The 20,270-nt window shown below is 50.6% G+C and carries 24 protein-coding genes; 13 read left to right on the top strand and 11 right to left on the bottom strand.

Features of this window, described 5'->3' with window-relative positions; genetic code table 11:
- Window positions 1-53: 53 nt before the first annotated feature.
- Window positions 54-209, bottom strand: coding sequence for a hypothetical protein (locus PsWM33_RS27465; RefSeq protein WP_193778450.1), 156 nt, complete (start codon window positions 207-209; stop codon window positions 54-56).
- Window positions 210-614: 405 nt separating this feature from the next.
- On the opposite strand from PsWM33_RS27465, the gene PsWM33_RS22595 reads away from it, so the two are divergent.
- The 3 genes from PsWM33_RS22595 (at window position 615) to apaG (ending at window position 2,696) form a co-directional block, all read left to right on the top strand.
- Window positions 615-1,415, top strand: coding sequence for an ion transporter (locus PsWM33_RS22595; RefSeq protein WP_063301723.1), 801 nt, complete (start codon window positions 615-617; stop codon window positions 1,413-1,415).
- A gap of 153 nt (window positions 1,416-1,568) precedes the next feature.
- Window positions 1,569-2,195, top strand: a complete 627-nt coding sequence (locus PsWM33_RS22600) for a CDP-alcohol phosphatidyltransferase family protein (RefSeq protein WP_057464930.1) — start codon at window positions 1,569-1,571, stop codon at window positions 2,193-2,195.
- 108 nt (window positions 2,196-2,303) lie between these two features.
- Window positions 2,304-2,696: a Co2+/Mg2+ efflux protein ApaG gene (gene apaG / locus PsWM33_RS22605; RefSeq protein WP_057465027.1), complete on the top strand. Its 393-nt coding sequence runs from the start codon at window positions 2,304-2,306 to the stop codon at window positions 2,694-2,696.
- Between the two features lie 78 nt (window positions 2,697-2,774).
- Here apaG and PsWM33_RS22610 read toward each other — a convergent pair whose 3' ends face one another.
- Window positions 2,775-3,197 carry a TerB family tellurite resistance protein gene (locus PsWM33_RS22610; protein ID WP_206599027.1) on the bottom strand — a complete coding sequence of 141 codons (423 nt, stop codon included), beginning with the start codon at window positions 3,195-3,197 and terminating at the stop codon, window positions 2,775-2,777.
- Between the two features lie 257 nt (window positions 3,198-3,454).
- Between PsWM33_RS22610 and PsWM33_RS22615 the strand changes: the two genes are divergently transcribed.
- Window positions 3,455-5,116, top strand: a complete 1,662-nt coding sequence (locus PsWM33_RS22615; RefSeq protein WP_063301724.1) for a lysine--tRNA ligase — start codon at window positions 3,455-3,457, stop codon at window positions 5,114-5,116.
- Window positions 5,117-5,150: 34 nt separating this feature from the next.
- Window positions 5,151-5,927, top strand: coding sequence for an SGNH/GDSL hydrolase family protein (locus PsWM33_RS22620; RefSeq protein WP_063295628.1), 777 nt, complete (start codon window positions 5,151-5,153; stop codon window positions 5,925-5,927).
- Here the strand turns inward: PsWM33_RS22620 and PsWM33_RS22625 are convergent.
- The 3 genes from PsWM33_RS22625 to PsWM33_RS22635 are packed head-to-tail and all read right to left on the bottom strand — an operon-like array spanning window position 5,865 to window position 8,627.
- Window positions 5,865-7,034, bottom strand: coding sequence for a calcium:proton antiporter (locus tag PsWM33_RS22625; protein ID WP_063295629.1), 1,170 nt, complete (start codon window positions 7,032-7,034; stop codon window positions 5,865-5,867). The genes PsWM33_RS22620 and PsWM33_RS22625 overlap by 63 nt on opposite strands.
- 36 nt (window positions 7,035-7,070) lie before the next feature.
- Entirely contained in the window at window positions 7,071-7,967 is an 897-nt protein-coding gene (locus PsWM33_RS22630; RefSeq protein ID WP_063301725.1) for a thermonuclease family protein, read from the bottom strand.
- A 15-nt stretch (window positions 7,968-7,982) separates the two neighbouring features.
- Window positions 7,983-8,627 carry a S24 family peptidase gene (locus PsWM33_RS22635; RefSeq protein ID WP_063301774.1) on the bottom strand — a complete coding sequence of 215 codons (645 nt, stop codon included), beginning with the start codon at window positions 8,625-8,627 and terminating at the stop codon, window positions 7,983-7,985.
- 212 nt (window positions 8,628-8,839) lie between these two features.
- Here PsWM33_RS22635 and PsWM33_RS22640 point away from each other — a divergent pair, with 212 nt between their 5' ends.
- The 4 genes from PsWM33_RS22640 (at window position 8,840) to PsWM33_RS22655 (ending at window position 12,267) form a co-directional block, all read left to right on the top strand.
- On the top strand, window positions 8,840-9,181 hold the full coding sequence (locus PsWM33_RS22640) for a DUF952 domain-containing protein (protein WP_063301726.1): 342 nt from the start codon (window positions 8,840-8,842) through the stop codon (window positions 9,179-9,181).
- Complete coding sequence (locus PsWM33_RS22645; RefSeq protein WP_063301727.1) at window positions 9,182-10,288, top strand: quinone-dependent dihydroorotate dehydrogenase; 1,107 nt, start codon at window positions 9,182-9,184, stop codon at window positions 10,286-10,288.
- A gap of 214 nt (window positions 10,289-10,502) precedes the next feature.
- Entirely contained in the window at window positions 10,503-11,102 is a 600-nt protein-coding gene (gene wrbA / locus PsWM33_RS22650) for an NAD(P)H:quinone oxidoreductase (RefSeq protein ID WP_063295633.1), read from the top strand.
- Window positions 11,103-11,229: 127 nt separating this feature from the next.
- A complete protein-coding gene (locus PsWM33_RS22655) occupies window positions 11,230-12,267 on the top strand; it encodes a zinc-dependent alcohol dehydrogenase family protein (RefSeq protein ID WP_063301728.1) in 1,038 nt (345 codons plus the stop codon).
- Window positions 12,268-12,340: 73 nt separating this feature from the next.
- On the opposite strand, the gene PsWM33_RS22660 is transcribed toward PsWM33_RS22655, so the two are convergent.
- Window positions 12,341-13,672: an MATE family efflux transporter gene (locus tag PsWM33_RS22660; RefSeq protein WP_063295635.1), complete on the bottom strand. Its 1,332-nt coding sequence runs from the start codon at window positions 13,670-13,672 to the stop codon at window positions 12,341-12,343.
- A 282-nt stretch (window positions 13,673-13,954) separates the two neighbouring features.
- Here PsWM33_RS22660 and PsWM33_RS22665 point away from each other — a divergent pair, with 282 nt between their 5' ends.
- Entirely contained in the window at window positions 13,955-14,794 is an 840-nt protein-coding gene (locus PsWM33_RS22665; protein ID WP_063301775.1) for a histone deacetylase family protein, read from the top strand.
- A gap of 157 nt (window positions 14,795-14,951) precedes the next feature.
- Complete coding sequence (locus PsWM33_RS22670; RefSeq protein WP_063301729.1) at window positions 14,952-15,515, top strand: TetR/AcrR family transcriptional regulator; 564 nt, start codon at window positions 14,952-14,954, stop codon at window positions 15,513-15,515.
- A gap of 26 nt (window positions 15,516-15,541) precedes the next feature.
- Here PsWM33_RS22670 and PsWM33_RS22675 read toward each other — a convergent pair whose 3' ends face one another.
- On the bottom strand, window positions 15,542-15,814 hold the full coding sequence (locus tag PsWM33_RS22675; RefSeq protein ID WP_063301730.1) for a DUF6460 domain-containing protein: 273 nt from the start codon (window positions 15,812-15,814) through the stop codon (window positions 15,542-15,544).
- 209 nt (window positions 15,815-16,023) lie between these two features.
- On the opposite strand from PsWM33_RS22675, the gene PsWM33_RS22685 reads away from it, so the two are divergent.
- Window positions 16,024-17,826, top strand: a complete 1,803-nt coding sequence (locus tag PsWM33_RS22685) for a GNAT family N-acetyltransferase (protein WP_208994711.1) — start codon at window positions 16,024-16,026, stop codon at window positions 17,824-17,826.
- Between the two features lie 9 nt (window positions 17,827-17,835).
- On the opposite strand, the gene PsWM33_RS28175 is transcribed toward PsWM33_RS22685, so the two are convergent.
- Window positions 17,836-18,282 (bottom strand): hypothetical protein, encoded by a 447-nt coding sequence (locus PsWM33_RS28175; protein ID WP_208994712.1) that lies wholly within the window; start codon window positions 18,280-18,282, stop codon window positions 17,836-17,838.
- A gap of 45 nt (window positions 18,283-18,327) precedes the next feature.
- Complete coding sequence (locus tag PsWM33_RS28180) at window positions 18,328-18,642, bottom strand: hypothetical protein (RefSeq protein ID WP_208994713.1); 315 nt, start codon at window positions 18,640-18,642, stop codon at window positions 18,328-18,330.
- 117 nt (window positions 18,643-18,759) lie between these two features.
- On the opposite strand from PsWM33_RS28180, the gene PsWM33_RS22695 reads away from it, so the two are divergent.
- Window positions 18,760-19,302, top strand: a complete 543-nt coding sequence (locus PsWM33_RS22695; RefSeq protein ID WP_063301777.1) for a GNAT family N-acetyltransferase — start codon at window positions 18,760-18,762, stop codon at window positions 19,300-19,302.
- Here the strand turns inward: PsWM33_RS22695 and PsWM33_RS22700 are convergent.
- Window positions 19,268-19,762, bottom strand: a complete 495-nt coding sequence (locus PsWM33_RS22700) for a GNAT family N-acetyltransferase (RefSeq protein ID WP_063301731.1) — start codon at window positions 19,760-19,762, stop codon at window positions 19,268-19,270. The genes PsWM33_RS22695 and PsWM33_RS22700 overlap by 35 nt on opposite strands.
- A 16-nt stretch (window positions 19,763-19,778) precedes the next feature.
- Window positions 19,779-20,111: a plasmid mobilization protein gene (locus PsWM33_RS22705; RefSeq protein WP_063301732.1), complete on the bottom strand. Its 333-nt coding sequence runs from the start codon at window positions 20,109-20,111 to the stop codon at window positions 19,779-19,781.
- Window positions 20,112-20,270: the final 159 nt, after the last annotated feature.

Genomic DNA, 20,270 nt, shown 5'->3' on the forward strand with positions numbered 1-20,270 from the left:
TAGTGAGACAGAGGCTCTCCATTTTCTTTAGGTCAGTCCACTAGAGAGCATTCTCAGGACGTGGGCGATGGTATTTGTGCAGCACGGAAGCACATCAGCGCACCGACACCAACACCAACACCGGCACTTGGTGCGCTGTCCTTCAGGAAGCGTCTCTGCCCCTTCTTGGAATAGCTTAGGTTGTATCTGCCAATAGGAATACAGAGCATTTTGAGTTGCAGAGAGTGCCCTAGCAACATCATTCATTGTACCCAAGCGGTATGAGGAGAGGGGGAAACCGCAATTGCGGGGTTCAAGCCGGGTGCATTCGACGGGTGTTAAACTCAGCCTCTTATTCTTCAGAGCATACATTCAGGAGGTTTTTGCTCTGGTGTCGAGCGATACCCACGATTTCTACAGAGTTTATGTAATTTTTTGTTAGCTCTTGTGGAAATGATCAAGCCTATGGAAACTATAAGTTAAATTTGGTAGTGTTGTTTTGATTTTACTACCTGAAGTTCTTGGCTATTTCTTCATCTATACCAGTCACTATTTTGCTGGCCCCTTTCAACTTGAAACCATCAGATAATTACTTAGGGTGGGCCCAAATTCGAAATGTGAGGTCAAGTGCCGAAATGCGGGCGAAGTTGCGATCCATCATTGAAAGCCGCCAATGGGAATTCACAATCATAAGTATAATCGCGTTGAACGCTGTTGTTCTTGGCTTGGACACAAGCCAGATGCTTATTGCCAAGTATGGCCCCATACTGCGCTTTCTTGATGAGTTGATCCTTATAATTTTTGTTGTTGAACTGACACTGCGTATCATCGCGTTTGGTCCGGGTTTCTTTAAGGGGCCATGGAACCTCTTTGATTTCTTCATCATCACGATTGCAGTCATCCCGGCAACGGGTCCGGCAACCATTCTGCGATCTCTCAGGATTCTGAGGATTTTGAGGCTTATTTCGGTTGTCCCTTCTCTGCGAAGTGTCATTGGTGGGTTGATCCTCGCACTTCCGGGCATGGGCTCAATCGTCCTGCTCATGGCTCTTGTCTTTTATGTCTTCTCCGTAATGGCCACTCGCTTGTACGGCTTGGTATTTCCTGAATGGTTCGGCTCAATTGGAGCATCTGCCTATTCGTTGTTCCAGATCATGACACTGGAAAGCTGGAGTATGGGGATCGTTCGGCCGGTTATGGAGGTCTTTCCCAATGCATGGCTGTTCTTCATTCCCTTCATATTATGCACGGCCTTCACCGTCCTGAACTTGTTTATCGGTATAATCGTTGCAGCAATGCAGCAGGAGCACGATAAGGATATTGAGCAAGATCGTATCAACGTGCATGAAGAGACCAAGGTTGTCTTGAATGAACTAAAAGACCTGAAACTTGATCTGATGGTTGAGCTGGAAAAATTGCGGAAAAACCGCGAGTAAGGTTACCCACCAGCAGAACTACTTATGCTGAAGATCGTGATCAAGTTCTGATGAAGTAATCTTGATCACCGCGCGTGTGGATTGCGAGCGGACTGTTATAGGCACCTTGGAAAAAAAGCCCTAAGACGAAAAGCATATCTGATAGGATACGATATGTTTGATGCAAAGCTCCGCGGCTATATAGACCCACCTCTCAATAGAATGGGAAAAGCGCTGGCAGATCTGGGGATTACTGCAAATGCAGTGACCTTGGTCGGGCTTGGGTTTGGCCTAGCTGCGGGGGCGGCGGTAGCCGCTGGGCAATTTAACACAGCTCTGCTGTTTATCCTGCTCAATCGCTTTGCAGACGGGTTGGATGGTGCCATCGCCAGAGCGGCGGGATCAACACATCTCGGTGGGTTTTACGACATCACATTCGACTTCATCTTTTATGGTGCAATTCCACTGGCCTTTGCATTTGTCGCGCCGGAGCAGAACGCTCTTGCTGCGGCAGCCCTACTTTTCAGCTTTTACATTAACGGTTCCACTTTCCTTGCATTCGCAACTCTGGCACAGAAGTTGGGCATGCAAACCTCATTACGAGGCAAGAAGTCCTTCTATTATCTGGGAGGGCTCGCTGAAGGCTTTGAAACCATTGGTGTCTTCGTCGCATTTTGCTTGTTCCCCACTTACTTCTCATGGGTTGCATGGACTTTTGCTGCGATCTGCACACTTTCGGCCATTTCTCGCGTTTTTATGGTTCGACATATGGTTTTGAACCACCCAGATCCTTCGGTGTGAGATCGCTGCTCTTGCGAAGATCGGGGTGAAAAGGCTAGACTTATTAAAAATAGGATGCGTACTGCTGTTGTATTTGCAGTGGAATTTTCCTTAGAAATGGGTTGTGCTATGTATCGTGCCGTTACCCGAAATATACAGATCACTGTCGAACCGTATTATCTTGCTGAGGAGTCCACTCCCGAAGATGAGCAGTTCTTCTGGGCCTATACGGTCTCAATTGAGAACCTGAGTTCTGATACTATCCAACTGCGGTCTCGTCACTGGCATATCATCGACGCCAACGGCAACACGCAGGAAGTCAACGGGGCAGGTGTGGTTGGTGAAGAGCCAGTCATTGAACCCGGTGGGTCGTTTCAGTACACCTCAGGCTGTCCACTCAATACCCCTTCAGGCATCATGACGGGCAACTACCGTATGCAAACTGAAAAAGGGGAGTCCTTTGCGGTGAAAATTCCAGCTTTCTCGCTGGATCTGCCGGATATGGTCAAGACCGTGCATTAACAGCTGCAAACAATATTTTGCAGCGCAAAGAGCAGGATTGCGGGCAGTCGTGCTGCCCGCCAATCAGATTGAACTGAGTTATTGCGTGCGGAAGCGGGCCTGAGCGCCGCGCTCAATCGCTGCCATCGTCAGCTTGTCCAGCTTCAGGTGGTCACGCAGCAACTGCAACATACGCACTTCTTCAGGGCTTACCCGCAAATCTGCCGCAGCAATCTCCACACCAAGAGCATAAGCAGTGTCATGCAATTTGGTTGGCAATGACTCTGCCACAAGCGCCAGTGTTGCGTTCATGCCGTTTTCACCGGAAAGACGCTCAGCGCACTGCTGGGTAATCTTGATCAGGTTATTGTCGTCAAAATCTTTGAAGACAGGGAGAATGCCCACAATATCTCCAAGCTGGCGCAGCTCTGCGTCGCTCATCGCGCTATCTGCGGCGGAAACCATCACCATCACATGAATGAGAGCTTCTTCTACGCTCAGTAATCTTTCTATTGTACCCATATCTCCCCAAAGCGAAAAGCTTTGCCTCTTGGTTTGCTTTAGTTTTTCGCTCTGCCAAATTGTCTGGCGGCGGCTAATGACTGCAAAGGTAAGGGGGCTTCCGGCCTCATACAAGGGGGTAGAGCCGAAAACCCGAGAACTGTCATTGACGCGGGCGCTAGTTTTACATAAGTTCGCCCAGCTTTCCGGCATTAAATCCTGCTGAAGAAAGCGAAACTCAGTTACAATTTAATCTCCAAATACGGATCTCAAAATCCATGTCTATGAACAGTTTGCCTCAACTCGATCTCAGCCCAGAACTTATCGAGGCGGCACAGGTATCTAAAGCCTGGCCGTTTGAAGAAGCACGCAAACTGGTCAAACGGTTGGAGAAGAAACCCAAGACCGGGCCGGTCTTGTTCGAGACCGGCTATGGTCCATCTGGTCTGCCGCACATGGGCACCTTTGGCGAAGTTGCACGCACCACCATGGTGCGCACCGCTTTTCGTGTGCTGACAGAAGACAAGATCCCGACCAAGCTGATCTGCTTTTCAGATGATATGGACGGCTTCCGCAAAGTGCCAACCAACGTGCCTAATCAGGAGATGATGGCGTCATTTCTTGGCAAGCCACTGACCAGCGTGCCAGACCCATTCTCCAACGAATACCCAAGCTTTGCAGCGGCCAACAACGCAAAACTCATGGCGTTTTTGGATAAATTCGGCTTCGAGTATGACTTTGTGTCTTCCACCGACTACTACAAGTCTGGTGTGTTTGATAAAGCGCTCCTGCGCATGCTGGAAGTCTACGACAAGATCATGGCGATCATTCTGCCAACATTGGGTGAAGAGCGTCAGGCCACGTACTCTCCATTTCTTCCACTCTGCCCGCGCACAGGTATTGTGCTACAGGTGCCAATGGTGGATCGCAATGTCGAAAAAGGCACTGTGACTTACATTGACCCTGAGACTGAAGAGCGTGTTGAAGTTCTGGTGACAGGCGGCAACGTCAAATGTCAGTGGAAAGCTGACTGGGCGCTGCGTTGGTACGCTCTGGGTATCGACTATGAAATGGCTGGTAAGGATCTGATCGACAGCGTGAATCTGTCTGGCAAGATCTGTAAAGCTCTGGGCGGTCCTGCTCCGGAAGGCTTCAACTACGAGCTCTTCCTGGACGACAAAGGCCAGAAAATCTCCAAGTCCAAAGGCAACGGCCTGACCATGGAAGAGTGGCTCCAGTACGCCAATCAGGAAAGCCTGTCCCTGTTCAACTTCCAGAAGCCGAAAACTGCGAAGAAGCTGTATTTTGACGTCATCCCGAAAGCGGTTGATGAGTACTGCACCTTCCTGTCCAAGTTCGACAACATGGATGCAGCGCAGAAGCTGATGAACCCGGTCTGGCACATCCACTACGGCACACCGCCGAAAGAAGAGATGCCGATCTCCTTCGCAATGCTGCTCAACCTGGTGTCTGCATCTAACGCAGAGAACAAGGACGTGCTGTGGGCGTTCATCTCCCGCTATGCACCGGGTTCTTCTGCTGCAACACATAAGATGTTGGATGAGTTGGTTGGCTACGCCATCCGCTACTACGACGACTTCGTGAAACCAACGAAGAAGTTCAAAGCAGCTGATGAAGTTGAGACAGAAATGCTCACCAAGCTGGATGAAGTGCTCGCTGGCCTGCCAGCAGAGACTGACGGCGGCGATATCCAAAACGCAATTTACGACATTGGTCGTAATATTGAGCGTTACCAGAACACTGCAAAGCCGGGTCCTGATGGTCGTCCTGGTGTCGCGCAAAGCTTTTTCTCTGCGATTTATCAAGTACTTCTGGGGCAGGAGAAAGGTCCACGCTTTGGTTCTTTTATCGCCCTCTACGGTATTCCGGAAACTCGTAGTTTGATTGCAAAAGCACTTGCAGGAGAACTTGCAGCGTGATGAATTAGCCCCCTCAAACGAGGGGGCTTTTTTTATGTCTTTTCCCAGCTGGCTAACTTGGGCACTTTTACCCGTCTACATTTTCGAAGGCTTACGTGCTCGGGCCAACTCACTAAGGCTGTCACCCGCACCAGGACCGCAATTTGGTACCGTTCCCGGTCAGGGCCAGTCGATCAATCTGCTTGTTATTGGCGATTCCTCCGTTGCCGGAGTAGGGCTGGACCACACGACAAATGGCTTGACCTGCAAGATGGCCCACAAAATCGCAGAGGTATCTGGACGGCCTGTTAAATGGCGGGCTGCTGGTAGTAATTCTGCAACCTCCAGCCAAATCCGCGATGTAGTAGTCCCCAATCTACCGCATGCCGATTATACGCACATTTACATCAGCATCGGTTTTAACGACCTGAAGAACTTCCGTACTGGCAAAGCATGGAAGAAAGGGTTTGGTGAGTTGATTTATGCATTGCGTACCAAATACCCTCATGCACGGATTTACTGGTCTAACCTCATGTCACCAATGAATGTGCCTGCGCTCTCGTGGGGACTAGGCGCCGTTCTGGAACCTCGCCGGCAGATGATCAATCGTGTCGGCACACAGCTGTGCCATGAGCGCGGTGCCATTGCTATCTCTGTAACACCGGGAATAACGCCAGAAGGCTTTTGTGAGGACGGAATCCACGCAGAGCCGATTGGTAATCAGCACTGGGTGGATCATGTGGTCAACGAGTTGATGCAGGGCAACCTGCTAGGGCTGGAAGATCAGGATGAAGTAGAAGATAAACAAGACCAGATGGACGGCGCCCTGTAGGGCGTTCGTTCGGCTGCCGGTAAAGGTGATCATACTCAAAATGAGTGTCAGGAGGAGCAGGATCATGTCCGTATCCTTCACACCCAGCACAATATGAATGTCAAAGATCCCGGCTGCGATCAGAACAGCCGGAACTGTCAAACCGATGGTCGCCAGAGCTGATCCAAGACAGATGTTGACGGAGCGTTGTAACCTGTTCGACAACGCTGCACGGAAACTGCCCAAACCTTCAGGTGTCAGAACCAGAAGCGCAACAAGAACACCGCCAAATGCAGCGGGCATATGAAAGCTTGCTATGCCAAAATCCACCAGCACAGCGAATTTCTTGGAAAGCAGCACAATCGGCAGCATGGTCAGGATCAGGAACGTGGCGTGATAGCCGGTTGAATAGATCTCCAGATCGTGATGATCATCCTCATCATGAGCATGCTTGTCGTCTTCCACCTCATCCTTCGCCATCAGGAAGGACAGTGCCACACCGGAGTGTGGTTTGGGCTGAATGAAGAAAGACTTATGCCGGATGCTCTGGGTGGCAAGGAAGATCGCATAAAGCAGGCTGATCATCACCGCAAACGAGATCTGCTGTCCCGTCGAAAGGGAAGGGTCAGCCGTTGAGGTCGTATAGCGGGGAAGGATCAGAGAAAAAGTAGCGAGCGGAATGAGGACTGAAAGGAAAGAACGGGCGCCCTGTGTGTTGAAAGGCTGCTCCCCGTACTTTAGCCCTCCCAGAAGCAGACTGATGCCCACCATGCCATTCAGCACGATGTTGAGCACCGCTAGCATCGTATCCCGGGCCAGAGGCTCGTTTGTCCCACCTGTCAGCATAATGGAAACGATCAGCGAGACCTCAATGCCGATCACTGAGAGTGTCAGGATCAGCGTTCCGTAGGGCTCGCCAAGAATGACTGCCAGACAATCTGCATGGCGCACCACACCAAAGGCGCACCACAGCATGACACCGAAAAGCCAGATAAAGCAGAACATCTGCACAAGGAGACCGGAGGTCGGCAGTAACAGATCCGCCCCAGCCAGAAAGAAGAAGGCTGTGGTTGCAGCACCTGCAAGAAAGCAGGCCTCTCGTTTAAGTGTATTCCAAAACCCTGACATTATATTTTTATTCTCCAAGGCCCTGTAAAAAATAAGTTATTCGGTGGCAGACGTCTCCGCAGTCGCGCTGTTGCGTGGACGCCAGATTATTGCAGGCTCTCCTTCCATCACCAGCGGTGTGGTTGAGGTGCTGTCATCATCCAGCTCCTCCCAGGAGTTTACCAGCGTTGCGGTTTCATCCTCGCTCAGCTGAACCAGCTTGGAACGCCAGATACCCTGCTCAGACCGCCGAGCCCGTGCCGCGATCTCTTTTAGTGAATCTGGTGCATTCCGTTCAGCCTTGGCCCAACCATTTTCAATCAACCAAGTGGCAAGATCATGTTTGCCCACACTGCAGGAAGCAGCATATTCATCTGTTTGCACTGATTTTATGTCTGAGCAGGTGACACGCTTTTGGCGGATAAAAGCACGCAAAGCCGTCCGTGCTCTGATACCGCACGGCCATCTTTCACCATCTTCACTGGGGCATGTTGTGCTGAGCGGTACAGGCTGAATGTGATGAAGGGATATTCTCTTCTTTTTATCACTTAGAGTTGCACCGTCAACGGCAACAGGGCGATACAGCACGAGTTCTTTCGGAGGAGGCTGTTTGGATTTACGAGGTACTTTCACGTGTGCAACGCGTTGGAGTTGCGTCGTTACGGGAGGAGGGGGCGTGCGACTGCCGCCAACATTGCGAAGTGTTTGAGGATGCTTGGGCGGTGTCTTGGGAATTTTCGCCTCAGCTGCAACACGCGCAGCTTCAAGCGCAGCCAGCTTCCGCTGCTTCTCTTCTGCTGTCGGCTTATGCTCAACAGGAAACGAAGAAGGGCGGTACAATGTGCGCGCATTCCCACGTAGGGTTGTTGCTGCATTGTACTCTGTCAGCGCATAAAACCCGGCGCCAAGAAGCAAAGCTCCAAAAAGAATACTTGTGGTCTTGGTAATCCGCATAAGCGCCCTGCTTGCTTATTGGCTCACCCATGAAACTCTTGCTGTCCAAACCAGATCTGCAACCTGAACCACCCTTGGGTTATCGTCAGGGGTATCCCGCCGAAATTCAATGCGCTCGTTTGTTTGCCGTTGCAAAGCACCGCAATGAAAATCTCCGGATTTAGTTGCTATCAAAACATGATCATGACGCCGCAATGAAGTCTCGGGAGAGACGATTAGAATTTGTCCTTCCCGGTAGTATGGTTCAAAACTATTACTCGAAACTTCAAGCGCGAAGAATTTCTCATTCTGAGAACTGGGAAAAATGAAGCTATCGCAGAATTTATCCAACTGAAAATCGGTCAGCTGCTCCAGATCTACATCCCGTAACTCATCACTCGTGCACAGATATGCTGGAAAAGACCTGAAATGTGTACTTGAGATCTCTGCTTTATCTTGCAGCAAAGCGGCAAAGTCCGGGAAAGGCATCTGAGTGACTTCCAGCACCTTGGCAAGTGACTCGGTGGAAGGCCAGCGCGGACGACCATCTGCAGCGAACCGCTTGGAAGGATTGAAAGAGGTCGGATCAAGCCCAGCTCTGCGTGCCAATCCTGAAGGCGTCAATTGATGCTGCTCAGCCAGCTTATCAAGTGCGGCCCAAAGGTGTTCGTGATCCAGCATATATCCTCCAGCGATAGCAAGGGCGTTACCTGAAACAAACGCAGATATGATCAGAAAAACTAACTGCGCCTGCATCTCAAAGAAATCTTGTATGTGGTGAATAAAATCCTATTGCAAGCTCTAGACGAAAGAGAGGGGTTGCCAGCCACTGATTTGTGGATGTAAGAGCATGACTTCAGTTGAGTAGACGTCTCTCCTGAAAGGCAAGTCCCATGTCCCTCATATTCAAGATCGCCCCCAAGGCGCTTTGGCAAGAAGCTGAAGCAGCCGGTTTCTTTGCGGGTGAACCGATCGATCTGGCCGATGATTATATCCACTTTTCCAGCGCCGAAACCGTGAAAGAAACAGCAGCGCTGTACTTTGCGGGACAAACTGACTTGCTGCTGATTGCCGTCGAAAGCGAAGATTTCCCTGAAGAGCAAATGAAGTGGGAAGCCTCCCGGGGTGGAACGCTCTTTCCACATCTGTATGGCAAGTTTCCCGCCTTCAAAGCTATATGGGTCAAACCTTTACCATTGGATGCAAATGGCAATCACGAGTTTCAGGAGCTGTAAATGTCGATTGAAAACCTCATAAACAAAGTCGGTATCCGGGCACTGCATTGTCTGGACCCGGAGACCTCCCACAACGCAACCATCAAGATGCTTGCCTCAGGTCTCGCACCCACATTCGGCCAGATCGAGGACAAGGCTCTTGAATATAGGTGGGGTGATTTGACTTTTAAGAACCCAGTGGGCATGGCAGCAGGCTTTGACAAAAATGCCGAAGTAATCACGCCGCTGATGAAACTTGGCTTTGGCCATGTTGAAGTGGGAACGGTCACTCCTCTGCCGCAGGAAGGTAATTCAAAGCCTAGGAATTTCCGCCTGAGTGCTGACCGCGCCGTAATCAATCGCTATGGCTTCAACAATGACGGCCACGATGTCGTCTACGAGCGCATCCGCAAAGCAGGCCGCACACCAGGAGTGCTTGGCATCAACGTTGGTGCCAACAAGCTCTCAGAGGATCGTGTTGCGGACTATGTTCTGGGCGTAAAGCGCTTTGCAGAACTGGCGGACTATCTGACGGCCAACATTTCCTCTCCCAACACACCGGGCTTGCGAGACTTGCAGGAAAAGGATGCGCTGGGCCATTTGCTCACAGCCATCATGGAAGCGCGTAACGAGCAGGAAGACCGTCTGGGCCGTAAGGTGCCTGTCATGCTCAAAATCGCCCCAGACGTGACAGACGAGGCGCTCAAGGAAATCGCAGAAGTCGTCCTGACCAGCAAGGTTGATGGCATGATTGTCTCCAACACCACCATTGCCCGTCCAGCCACGCTGAAGGATCAGCTGCAGGCCAAAGAAGCAGGCGGGTTGTCAGGCGCACCGCTGTTTGAACGAGCCACCATTGCATTGGCGAAAACCCGACGCGCAGTCGGTCCGGATCTGCCGCTTTTTGGCGTCGGTGGTGTAGATACACCAGAAAAAGCCGCAGCAAAGATCTTTGCAGGCGCAAACCAGATTCAACTTTATTCTGGCATGGTTTATGAGGGACAAACGCTGGTGAAGAAGATCAACCACCATCTGTCCCGTCTGGTCGCCGCTCGCGGTGTTGCCAACTTGCAGGAACTTGTCGGCATCGACAATGACATCTGGGTCGATAAATCGCTGGAGAACTGAGGCTCACACCTATCGATAAATGAGGCCGGGCTTCGCAGGAAGTCTGGCCTTTTTCTTTGTGAGAACACCAGTCAAAGATATCCGCCGTCCGCTGAGTGGCACGAAAATCTCTACAACTGTCAATATATAATGAACAGACATTCTATTTAATGTAATATTGTTCATTTATGTCGGTGCTTTACCTTCACTGTAAGAGCAACATGAAGGAAGACCCATGACCAAAGTTCTCGTTTTATATTATTCAAGCTACGGCCACATCGAAACCATGGCAGAGGCCATCCGTGAGGGGGCAGAAGACGTCGCCGGAACGACTGTGGTTGTAAAGCGCGTGCCGGAACTTGTGCCGGAAGAAGTTGCTGTAAACGGTCACTTCAAGCTGGATCAACAGGCGCCGATTGCGCAGCCGGGTGAGCTGGCAGATTATGACGCCATCATCTTTGGTACCCCAACACGCTTCGGCAACATGGCATCGCAGATGCGTAACTTTCTGGATCAAACCGGAGGGTTGTGGGCTGGTGGTAAGCTGATTGGTAAAGTCGGCTCGGTGTTTACATCCACTGGAACAGGTGGTGGTAACGAGACAACCATCACCAGCTTCTGGTCGACACTGGCGCACCACGGCATGATGATTGTTGGCCTGCCGTACTCAAGTCCGGAACTCTTCAATATCACCGAAGTGCGCGGCGGTTCCCCATATGGCGCCAGCACCATTGCAGGCCCGGATGGCTCTCGCCAGCCAAGTGAGGATGAGTTGAAACTGGCCCGTGACCAGGGGCGCCACGTCGCAACAATTGCAAGCAAACTCGCCAGCTAAAAGCAAGTGCCACGCCTGATCACATCAAGCAGCACGTTGCCTGCGTTGTGTGATCAGGCGCATCAACTCAACAAAACCTTCAAGGCTGCCAAGGCCTGCCTCATATATTTCATTAAGAGATCATTCAATGACCGTTCCTAATCACGCGCAAAATCATCATCAGGGTATTGTTTTAAACGGAAATACATTCAGCTCCCATAAGTTCCCTGCAGAACCGCTTGGACCATTCGAAGTAAAGATTGCTCTGCAGTCCGCAAGCCTGAATGCACGAGATCAGATGATCCGAAAAGGCCAGTACGGTGAAATGCCAGCGGATCTTGTGCCTTTGTCCGACGGGGCAGGGGAAGTCATTGCTGTAGGTGAGCAAGTCACAAAATGGTCTGTTGGCGACCGTGTCATGCCAACCTTCTTTCAGGACTGGCTTGAAGGCTCATTCCAGCCAAGTGCATTATCTTCCGCAATCAGCTCAGCTGATCAGCCGGGCGTTTTAAGAGAGCAAGCGCAGTTTCATCAGGATACTCTTGTGGGTGTGCCAGATCATATGAGCTTTCAGGAAGCAGCGACACTCCCTTGTGCTGGCGTCACAGCATGGCATGCCCTTTTTGAGCAACACCGGGCTTTGCGACCAGAAGACACCGTCCTGATACAAGGCACGGGTGGTGTTGCCATCTTCGCTCTGCAACTCGCCAAAGCGTTTGGAGCCCGCGTTGTTCTCATCAGCTCCTCAGATGAAAAGCTGGAGAAAGCAAAGGAGAGGGGAGCAGACATCACCATCAACTATAAAACAACACCAGATTGGGACGTCGAACTGAGAGAACTGACAGATGGGCACGGCGCTGATGTGGTTCTGGACCTTGGCGGGAAGGAAACACTAGAGCGATCCATACGTGCCGTTGCCGCACATGGCCTGATTACACAAGTGGGTGTTCTGACTGGTTGGGCACACGCCCCTGAGAATATCAGCCAGCTTGTCCTGAATAACTCGTCGCTGTCAGGTGTTCTGGTCGGCTCCCGCGCTTATTTTGAGAACCTGTGTGCGTTTGTCTCCAAGCACCAGATCAAACCGCTCATATACAAATCTTTCTCCATGTCCCAGATCGACGAAGCCTATGCCTACATGGATCAGGCACAGCACATGGGCAAAGTCACCATCGACATTGCTTAGCATGTGACTTGCGTCTTGCCCGGGTATGCATATCGGGCAAGACAAGCTGCTTTCAGCTGAGGAAGTCCTGAAATTATGCCTTTTGGAGAGCTCCAAAATACTGGCGTTCGCGAACCACACAGAGATAGCTAAGGGTCAAACCACGCGCCCCGAAGAACACCAGCAATGAGAACCACAGGCCGTGGTTTCCGTAGAGCGGATAGAACAAGTAATAGCTGGCAAGAAACAGGATGGTGGAGACCACAACAGAGTTTCTCATATCCTGAGACCATGTTGCGCCAATAAATACACCATCCATCTGGAAGGCCAGTGTGCCAATGATCGGCGTCAGTACAGCCCAGATCATATAGGTACGCGCTGTTTCTCGCACCTCTGTATGCGTTGTCAGCAGGTCAATAACCGGTCCGCCAGCCACCCACAACACAACCGCCGCACCAAAGGAAAGCCCAAAGCCCCAACCGATGGAGAGCCGCAGTGCTTTGCGGAAGGCAGTCCGCTGTTTGGCCCCGATTGCTTGCCCTATTACCTGTTCTGCAGCTGATGCCGTACCATCAAGAAAGAATGCCGCAATCAGAATGAACTTCTCAAGCACAGCATTGGCGGCAAGCACTACTTCTCCCTGAGCAGCACTGCGAGAGGTAAAGAAGCCGAAAGCAAACAGCATCACCATGGAGCGGATCATGATGTCCCGGTTCAGTGCCAGCATCGGCTTCAGTTTCTCCCAAATGATGATCTGAGAAAACGAAGGCAGGCGTGCGCCGCGGAGTTCGCGCTTGATTAGAAAAAGACCGAGGCCAAATGTAAGCATCTCTGCAATAAAGGTTGCCACAGCGACACCGGGAATACCCCAGTCAAACCCGAGCACAAACACAACAGAAAGCACCATATTGATGACATTCAGGAAGGTTTGAATGAGCAGCCCAATACCAGCTTTGCTGAGGCCCAGATACCAGCCAAGAATGGAATAGTTGGCAAGTACGAACGGTGCTGAAAACGCACGGATCGCAAAGTATGTTGCCGCGGCTTCCTGCACCGCATCTGTCCCGCCAATAATAGGTAAGCCAAACCTTAGAAGCGGCCACTGTAAAAAGATGACGACAATGCCGCCAATGATCCCAAGCAGAAGGGCACGGGCGAGCACTGCACGTAGTTCATTGCCATTGTTGGCACCAAGAGCCTGTGCGGCAAGGCCTGTCGTTCCGGCTCGCAAGAAATAGAAGAAAGCGCCAATCACATCAAAAAGGATCGTACCAACAGCCAGACCACCCAAAAGGGCAGCATCATGCAACTGTCCAATCACCGCGGTATCAACCAGCCCCAATAAAGGAGTGGAGATATACGCCAGTGTCATAGGCACGGCGAGCGCAAGGAAAGAGCGGTTCGTCACCTTGAAACTTGTAGACACGCAGGAGACCTTCAAACGCACGAGTGCAGCACCAGCAAGCAGCTCAAAATGGATTGGATAATCAAAGTATCATTTGCATATTTGTTTGTTCTGCGTTTGTCCATACCATATTGCGCAGAACTGCTATAGATAAGAATGTATCTCCGAAACGTGGGAACCGGTTTTCGGATAAGGAAACGAGAAAGTAAAAGCGAATTCTAAGAAGGTACTGCCCCTGTGAAGCTCCCAATTGTGCACCATCCTGCTTACACGGCAGACATTCCGGAAAACCATCGGTTTCCAATGCGCAAATATGCGGAAGTAGCTCAGTGGTTGAAGCAAACTGATCCAGACGGTGCACTCTATGATTTCCACGAGCCGGAACCAATCTCCAGACAAGACCTGCTGCGGGTGCACGCAAAAGACTATGTAGATCAGGTCCTCAGCTGTAATGTTCCTCACGCCATCGCGCGTGAAATCGGCTTTCCCATGACCCAAAGCGTTTCCTTTCGAGCGCAATGCGCAACAGGTGGGTCTTTGCTCACGGCAATGTTGGCTCTGGAACATGGTGTCGCTTGCAACACTGCCGGTGGGTCGCATCACGCCCGTATTGCGCAAGGAGCGGGGTTTTGCGTGTTCAACGATGTAGCCGTCGCGGTGAGGGCGGTACAGGCCATGCGCATGGCACGCCGCGTGCTCATTATTGATCTGGATGTTCATCAGGGAGATGGGACGGCTGATATCTTCGCCCATGACACCAGCGTCTTCACACTCTCCCTCCATTCAGAAAAGAACTATCCCGTCCGAAAGAAAGCCTCCACATTGGATGTGCCTCTGATTGATGGCATGGAGGATGACGAATATCTTGAGATCCTGGAGGACACGCTCAAGCAGGTTCTCAACACCTTCAAAGCCGATCTGGTGTTCTTCAATGCGGGTGTTGACCCTCATCATGATGATCGCTTAGGGCGCCTTGCACTCTCTGATGAGGGGCTGAGAAAACGAGAAGAACTGGTCTTTAAACTGGTAAGAAATGAGGGACTTCCACTTGCAGGTGTGCTGGGAGGTGGTTATTCGTATAATCTTAGACTATTGATTAACCGGCATTCTAATCTGTACCGAGTGGCAGCGAAGTACTTATGATTCAAAAACAAGTCCTATTTATATAAAATTTTAGTAAAATGTAATATTCCACCTTTAAGAACTGAATAAGTAAATGTGTCTTGCCATTTTATGAAAAATGCGCAGTATCCCCTCCGTAAAGTGCAAATAAAATGCCTCGGAAGGCTAGGAGACACGTATGGGTGTTGTGGTCACCAATAGAAGCGTTGTACTGGATACTGCGGATTACATGATCCGGGAAAGCGGGCTGTTGGGCTTGAATGTCGATCAGCTTGTCAGCAGTACTGGAACAAGCGAGCAGGATATCTCGAAAATGTTCTCTTCCAATAAGGGGGTAGAGCATGCCGTGCTGCAAAGGTACATCGACCGCTTCCTGCAGATCCTGGGTGATCCTTCCACGCAAACCCTTCACTTCCGCAGAGCGCTGGATACCTACATTGCCGCCTTTCAGGCAGGCATGGCAGACGGTGGTGAGCTGTTCCTCTCAGCAGTGCTGGGCGATAAGGACGAAGAACTGCCGGATGAGCTTCAGGAACTTGCCGCGACATTCGCGCGCCGCAATCGTGTCTGGTTGGCGGACCTGTTGGAATACAGTGGCAGCTGGTCCTCTGAAGAAGCGCTGGTGAAATCTGATTTCGTGCTTGCAGCACTGGAAGTCGCCGTTTTGATTGGCAACACAAGCGAAGATCCGGAGATCTTCGACAACCTGTCAACCAACATACACAACATCTGTATGCAGTAGTGGTTTCTCTGCCGGAGCAGGCGCGGTTAACGCCCGCGCCAGTTCATAAGGCGAGTAATGAACCACAGTGGCACGACGACGATGGCTCCAAGGAAGAAGTAGGAGCCAAAGCGTTCAATCGCTGAGAAGCCCATATTCCAGATCCTGACAAAGAAATCCTGCACAGAATAGATCAGGCTCAGCGGTGAAAAGTCCAGCGCAGCCAAAACAATCCCGACAATCAAAGATAGAAAAATCAGCCGAATGAGAACGCGCCCCGGCGTGTCTCCCAGAAAACGGTTGAACTTATCGTTTGACATCAAAATCTCCGCAAATTTTAAAGCGCACCGCAAAAGCCAAAGCCGGTTTTGGAATAAGGATAGGCGCTGAAATCAAAGGCTAAAGCAGTTTGACTGTTCTAAGTTTAGTGCATACTGCTTAACATTGATTTCTATATAGGAAGCCTGAGGGATATTGCATAGATGCAAATCCAAATTGTACGCTCAGGTTAGTGCTGAAAGTTATTGGTGTGTCGTTTATTGTCTACGCTGCGGAACCACACGACGCAGATCTCCTCGCAAACATTCGTGTTCAGGCCATGCGCGAAAGCCTTGAAGCGCTGGGTCGTTTCGACCCTGAAAGAGCGCGTGAGCGTTTCCTGAAAAGCTTTGCCTGCGAAGACACTTTCAAGCTCGTGAGCGGACAGCAGATACTTGGGTTTTATGTTCTGCGGGACCGGCCAGACCACATCTGGCTGGACCATCTCTATGTCCACCCAAGCGCTCAAGGCACTGGCATCGGAGCTGCAGTAATCGCCCGGATCAAGGCACATGCGGTTTCAAACGGAAAGCCCATCCGCCTTGGTGCGTTGAAACAAAGCAAAGCCAACGCCTTTTACCAACGTCACGGTTTCCAGCATACCCACAGCGAAGACTTCGACAACTACTACGAACTCCCGCTGGAAAGCATCGAGCCATGCACGCCAGTTTTCATTCTGAAACGTGCCGAACCGGAAGATATCGAACAGCTTGCAAACCTGCGACATGAGGCAATGAAGGACGAATGGGCAGCCAACGGTCTGACGGAGTGCGCCCTTGCCCGCAGACATTTCTTTGAAGACTACAAACCGGAAGCCACACTAAAGATTGTGCTAGACGGAGAATTGCTCGGCTTCACAGCTGTGCATGAATATCAGGACTACATCCATCTCGACATGATCTACCTGCACCCGAAGGCACAAGGACAGGGCATAGGTGCACAGATTGTTGCAAACATCAAACAGCACGCAGCTCAGGTGGGCAAACCAATCCGCTTGGGTGCGCTTCGTGTCAGCAACTCCAATAAGTTCTATCAGGCACAAGGCTTCAACTTCACGCATAATGTGGAGTTCAACAACTACTACGAGTTCACGCCCAACAATATTGTGCAAGCGAGGCCTTCGTTCCTCTTGAAACCAGCTGAACAGGCCGATGCTGAACAGTTGGCGGATCTACGACATGAGGCCATGAAGGATGAGTGGGCTGCCAATGGTTTGACTGATTACCATCTTGCTCGCAGCCATTTTTTTGATGATTTCAAGCCGCAGGTAACCTCACAGATTTTGCAAGATAAAAAACTCTGCGGGTTCTATGCATTCCATTCCTATCCAGACCATTTCTATCTGGACATGCTGTTCCTGCATCCTTCTGCGCAAGGAAAGGGGATTGGCTCCCGAATACTCCGTCAACTGAAAGATATTGCCGTCAAAGCAGGCAAACCAATCCGGCTTGATGCGCTTCGGATCAGTCGCTCCAACGAATTCTATCAGACCCATGGTTTCTCAGTGATCCATTCGGAAGGCTATGAGAACATTTACGAGTTCACGCCGGAACCGGCCTTCCAGCTCGAAACGACTTCTCAGGGAGACTTCGAAGAACTTCAGCACATTCGCTATACGGCCATGAAGGAAAGCGCGGAAGCCAATGGGTTGTTTCAGCACGACAAAGCCCGCGAGATCTTCCTAAGCGAGTATGTCCCTGAGAAGACCCGGAAAATCCTGAGGAACGGCAAAACCATCGGCTTCTATGTAGTCCTGAACCACCCTGATCACCTGTATCTGGATATGTTCTACCTGCTACCTGAAGCGCAAGGCCTAGGCATCGGCTCGAAGATCCTGCAACAGATCAAGACACAAGCGGATGAGCAAAACAAACCCATCCGCCTTGACGCCCTCCGCATCAGCCGCGCCAACGCCTTCTACCAGCACCACGGCTTCCACCTCACGCATTCTGAGGGCGTTAACAACTACTATGAGTATGCCCCAGAATGCTCTCTCGAAGTAAGTGAGGCATGAAACTGGTCTTTACGACCCAAGGACTTCCAGAGGCTGCTTAGCGACGGTGATAAACTCCCAGGCGTTGTTGGGATCAGCGCCAGCTTGTCGGAGCAGTCCGTCAATTTTATCTCTGAACTCATACCGCTGGGTGTCTGAAAGTGTCCCGCTCTCTTCCAACGCATCCTGTAGCTGAGACTTAACCTCCAGAAACTGGAGTTCAATTTCATAATCGCCGGATTCTACATTGAACCAGCCTTTAGCGGCCTGATAGTAGGTCTCAGGATTTTCTTTTGTCAGCTGAAAAAGCTCTTCCGGGCCAGCCTCCTGGAGATTGCTGCTATCGCCCGGTCCAAACCACAGGCTCAGCACCTTGCCGTCTTCTGCTCCCAGTGCCACATGAGTATCCGCAAAAAAGAAGACCACATCGCCCGCTTCGAACGAAGTCGCAGGCTCACTGTCGTTATATCCGACCACGTCATCCAGAATTTCATTATAGCCAATGTCGTAGTTGAGATAGTCCTACAGCTCGCGAATGACCCGGTTGCTCTCCGGTGTGTCCGCATAAGCCTTAAGCCCCATCAGAAGAACAGCTTCCTTGCAGTTCATGCAGCTGTGCGCAGTGGGCTGTAGCAAAGCTGCATGATTGGTCAGGTGATCGCGAAAGTGGGAGTTGTCTTCAAGTGGCGTCGCCCCTGATTGCCAGTTGAGGCTTCCTTTCCAGGACTGCCCAACCTCGACAGCTTTATTAGCGCTTTGCACGTTTTGTGCACCAGCTGCCGATTGCAACGGATGTGTGGACTGAACATTAGTGAGGCTCTGGGTATTGATAGGCATCGCGAGATCTTTGCTACATTATTATCATCAACCTCTGGTATAGGATTTGACAGGCTTCGCGAGTGTCCTTCAGCACATCGCAAGGGGCAGGTGTAATTTCATCACCGGATGGGGCGTATGATGAAACAGGATGAGATTGGCAAACACGGTAAGGACCAGCAGGCTCTTTTAAAGCGCCCCTCATGGCGCTTAGAACCTGCAAACTCCGCTGACTTTGACCTGGTCGCAGATATCCGTCAGCAAGCTATGAAAGACAATATGGAAGCCAACGGTCTGTTCGACCATGCGCTTTACCGGCAGTCTTTCAAAGACAGCTTCGATCCGGCCTCAACCTGGAAGATCATTGAAGAAAGCGAAGTCCTCGGCTTCTACGTCCTCTGGAACAAACAGGATCACCTTTACCTCGAACGCCTCTACTTCCACCCAAAGGCCCAGGGCCGAGGCATTGGAGCAGACATCCTGAATATCCTGAAACAACAAGCCACCGCCCAAAACAAACCCATCCGCCTCGAAGTCCTCCCCCAAAGCCGCGCCAACGCATTCTACCTACGTCATGGGTTTGAGCTGATTGAGGAGAGGGAAGAGGAGAAGGTGTATGAGTGGAAGTCTTGTGTGATTGCGCAACTTATGGAGAGCTGGGCTCCTGCTCAAATTCCATAGCTTCCAATGTCGCTGTCATGGAACTCATCGAAAACAGAAGTTTGAGGGAAGCCTCTGGCAAACGCTGTGCGCCCCAGGAAACGTAAAACGCAGCTATCTCCTCATCCTTCGCATCCACGACCAAACCAGCTGGAGCAGGCAAGGGTTGTAAATAGTCAACAGCCAAGCGCATAGCTTCAATGAGCAACAGGCTACCATTCCCACTGTTTTGATGGGCTTTGTCAACAGCAAGACGCGCCAGCAGCATTGAGGGATGTGCGTTTAGTGTGTCTTGCACAATGGTTATGAAGCCAATGACTTTTTGCGGGTCATTGATATCTTCAAGGATCAATGTCTGTTGTCTCGGCGGATTGTTATACTGCCGGGCACTTTTAGCGATGTAGCTATTCAATAACTTGTTGCCACAATCAAATGTTCCACGATCATGGTCTTTGCGAATATCTTCTAAAGTATTGCGCATGGGTCTCCTGACTAACTCATGAGGCAGCTTTCTTCCTTGCCTGCATAGCTGAGTGTGCTCTTTGAACCAGCTTGCGGTTCACTGTTCCTGTCTTAGCGTTTTCCCTACGAATAAACTCAGCATCTGTGTTGGATACTCTCATTATGGGAATTTCGCCGGTGTCTTGTATTCGTGCTGCGACATCCATTGCTGCTCGTATCAGGAAGGAACTTAAGTTTAATCCTGACAGTTCAGCGGCTTTGGTTAGTGTCTCTTTTTCAAATTCTGAAAGTCTAATATTTGCTCTTTCTGTTCTTCTATTTTTTCCTAAGGTTACTTTTTCAGTTGACATCTCTTGAGTTGCATTCATTTCTCTCTCATCTCTATCTATCTATCTATCTATCTATCTATCTATCTATCTATCTGGCTATCTGGCTATCTGGCTATCTGGCTATCTGGCTATCGGATATGACTGTACTTTGTACGTACAGAAATGTCAATTATGTACGTACAAAGTGTGGTAAACAAA

Origin of the sequence: Pseudovibrio sp. WM33, from assembly GCF_001623165.1 — a bacterium.
Taxonomy (GTDB): domain Bacteria; phylum Pseudomonadota; class Alphaproteobacteria; order Rhizobiales; family Stappiaceae; genus Pseudovibrio.

Excerpts from the sequence above, each read along its gene's own strand:
- PsWM33_RS27465 (WP_193778450.1), bottom strand. The coding sequence starts at position 209 with ATGCTCTGTATTCCTATTGGCAGATACAACCTAAGCTATTCCAAGAAG.
- PsWM33_RS22595 (WP_063301723.1), top strand. The coding sequence starts at position 615 with ATGCGGGCGAAGTTGCGATCCATCATTGAAAGCCGCCAATGGGAATTC.
- PsWM33_RS22600 (WP_057464930.1), top strand. The coding sequence starts at position 1,569 with ATGTTTGATGCAAAGCTCCGCGGCTATATAGACCCACCTCTCAATAGA.
- apaG (WP_057465027.1), top strand. The coding sequence starts at position 2,304 with ATGTATCGTGCCGTTACCCGAAATATACAGATCACTGTCGAACCGTAT.
- PsWM33_RS22610 (WP_206599027.1), bottom strand. The coding sequence starts at position 3,197 with ATGGGTACAATAGAAAGATTACTGAGCGTAGAAGAAGCTCTCATTCAT.
- PsWM33_RS22615 (WP_063301724.1), top strand. The coding sequence starts at position 3,455 with ATGTCTATGAACAGTTTGCCTCAACTCGATCTCAGCCCAGAACTTATC.
- PsWM33_RS22620 (WP_063295628.1), top strand. The coding sequence starts at position 5,151 with ATGTCTTTTCCCAGCTGGCTAACTTGGGCACTTTTACCCGTCTACATT.
- PsWM33_RS22625 (WP_063295629.1), bottom strand. The coding sequence starts at position 7,034 with ATGTCAGGGTTTTGGAATACACTTAAACGAGAGGCCTGCTTTCTTGCA.
- PsWM33_RS22630 (WP_063301725.1), bottom strand. The coding sequence starts at position 7,967 with ATGCGGATTACCAAGACCACAAGTATTCTTTTTGGAGCTTTGCTTCTT.
- PsWM33_RS22635 (WP_063301774.1), bottom strand. The coding sequence starts at position 8,627 with ATGCTGGATCACGAACACCTTTGGGCCGCACTTGATAAGCTGGCTGAG.
- PsWM33_RS22640 (WP_063301726.1), top strand. The coding sequence starts at position 8,840 with ATGTCCCTCATATTCAAGATCGCCCCCAAGGCGCTTTGGCAAGAAGCT.
- PsWM33_RS22645 (WP_063301727.1), top strand. The coding sequence starts at position 9,182 with ATGTCGATTGAAAACCTCATAAACAAAGTCGGTATCCGGGCACTGCAT.
- wrbA (WP_063295633.1), top strand. The coding sequence starts at position 10,503 with ATGACCAAAGTTCTCGTTTTATATTATTCAAGCTACGGCCACATCGAA.
- PsWM33_RS22655 (WP_063301728.1), top strand. The coding sequence starts at position 11,230 with ATGACCGTTCCTAATCACGCGCAAAATCATCATCAGGGTATTGTTTTA.
- PsWM33_RS22665 (WP_063301775.1), top strand. The coding sequence starts at position 13,955 with ATGCGCAAATATGCGGAAGTAGCTCAGTGGTTGAAGCAAACTGATCCA.
- PsWM33_RS22670 (WP_063301729.1), top strand. The coding sequence starts at position 14,952 with ATGGGTGTTGTGGTCACCAATAGAAGCGTTGTACTGGATACTGCGGAT.
- PsWM33_RS22675 (WP_063301730.1), bottom strand. The coding sequence starts at position 15,814 with ATGTCAAACGATAAGTTCAACCGTTTTCTGGGAGACACGCCGGGGCGC.
- PsWM33_RS28180 (WP_208994713.1), bottom strand. The coding sequence starts at position 18,642 with ATGCCTATCAATACCCAGAGCCTCACTAATGTTCAGTCCACACATCCG.
- PsWM33_RS22695 (WP_063301777.1), top strand. The coding sequence starts at position 18,760 with ATGATGAAACAGGATGAGATTGGCAAACACGGTAAGGACCAGCAGGCT.
- PsWM33_RS22700 (WP_063301731.1), bottom strand. The coding sequence starts at position 19,762 with ATGCGCAATACTTTAGAAGATATTCGCAAAGACCATGATCGTGGAACA.
- PsWM33_RS22705 (WP_063301732.1), bottom strand. The coding sequence starts at position 20,111 with ATGAATGCAACTCAAGAGATGTCAACTGAAAAAGTAACCTTAGGAAAA.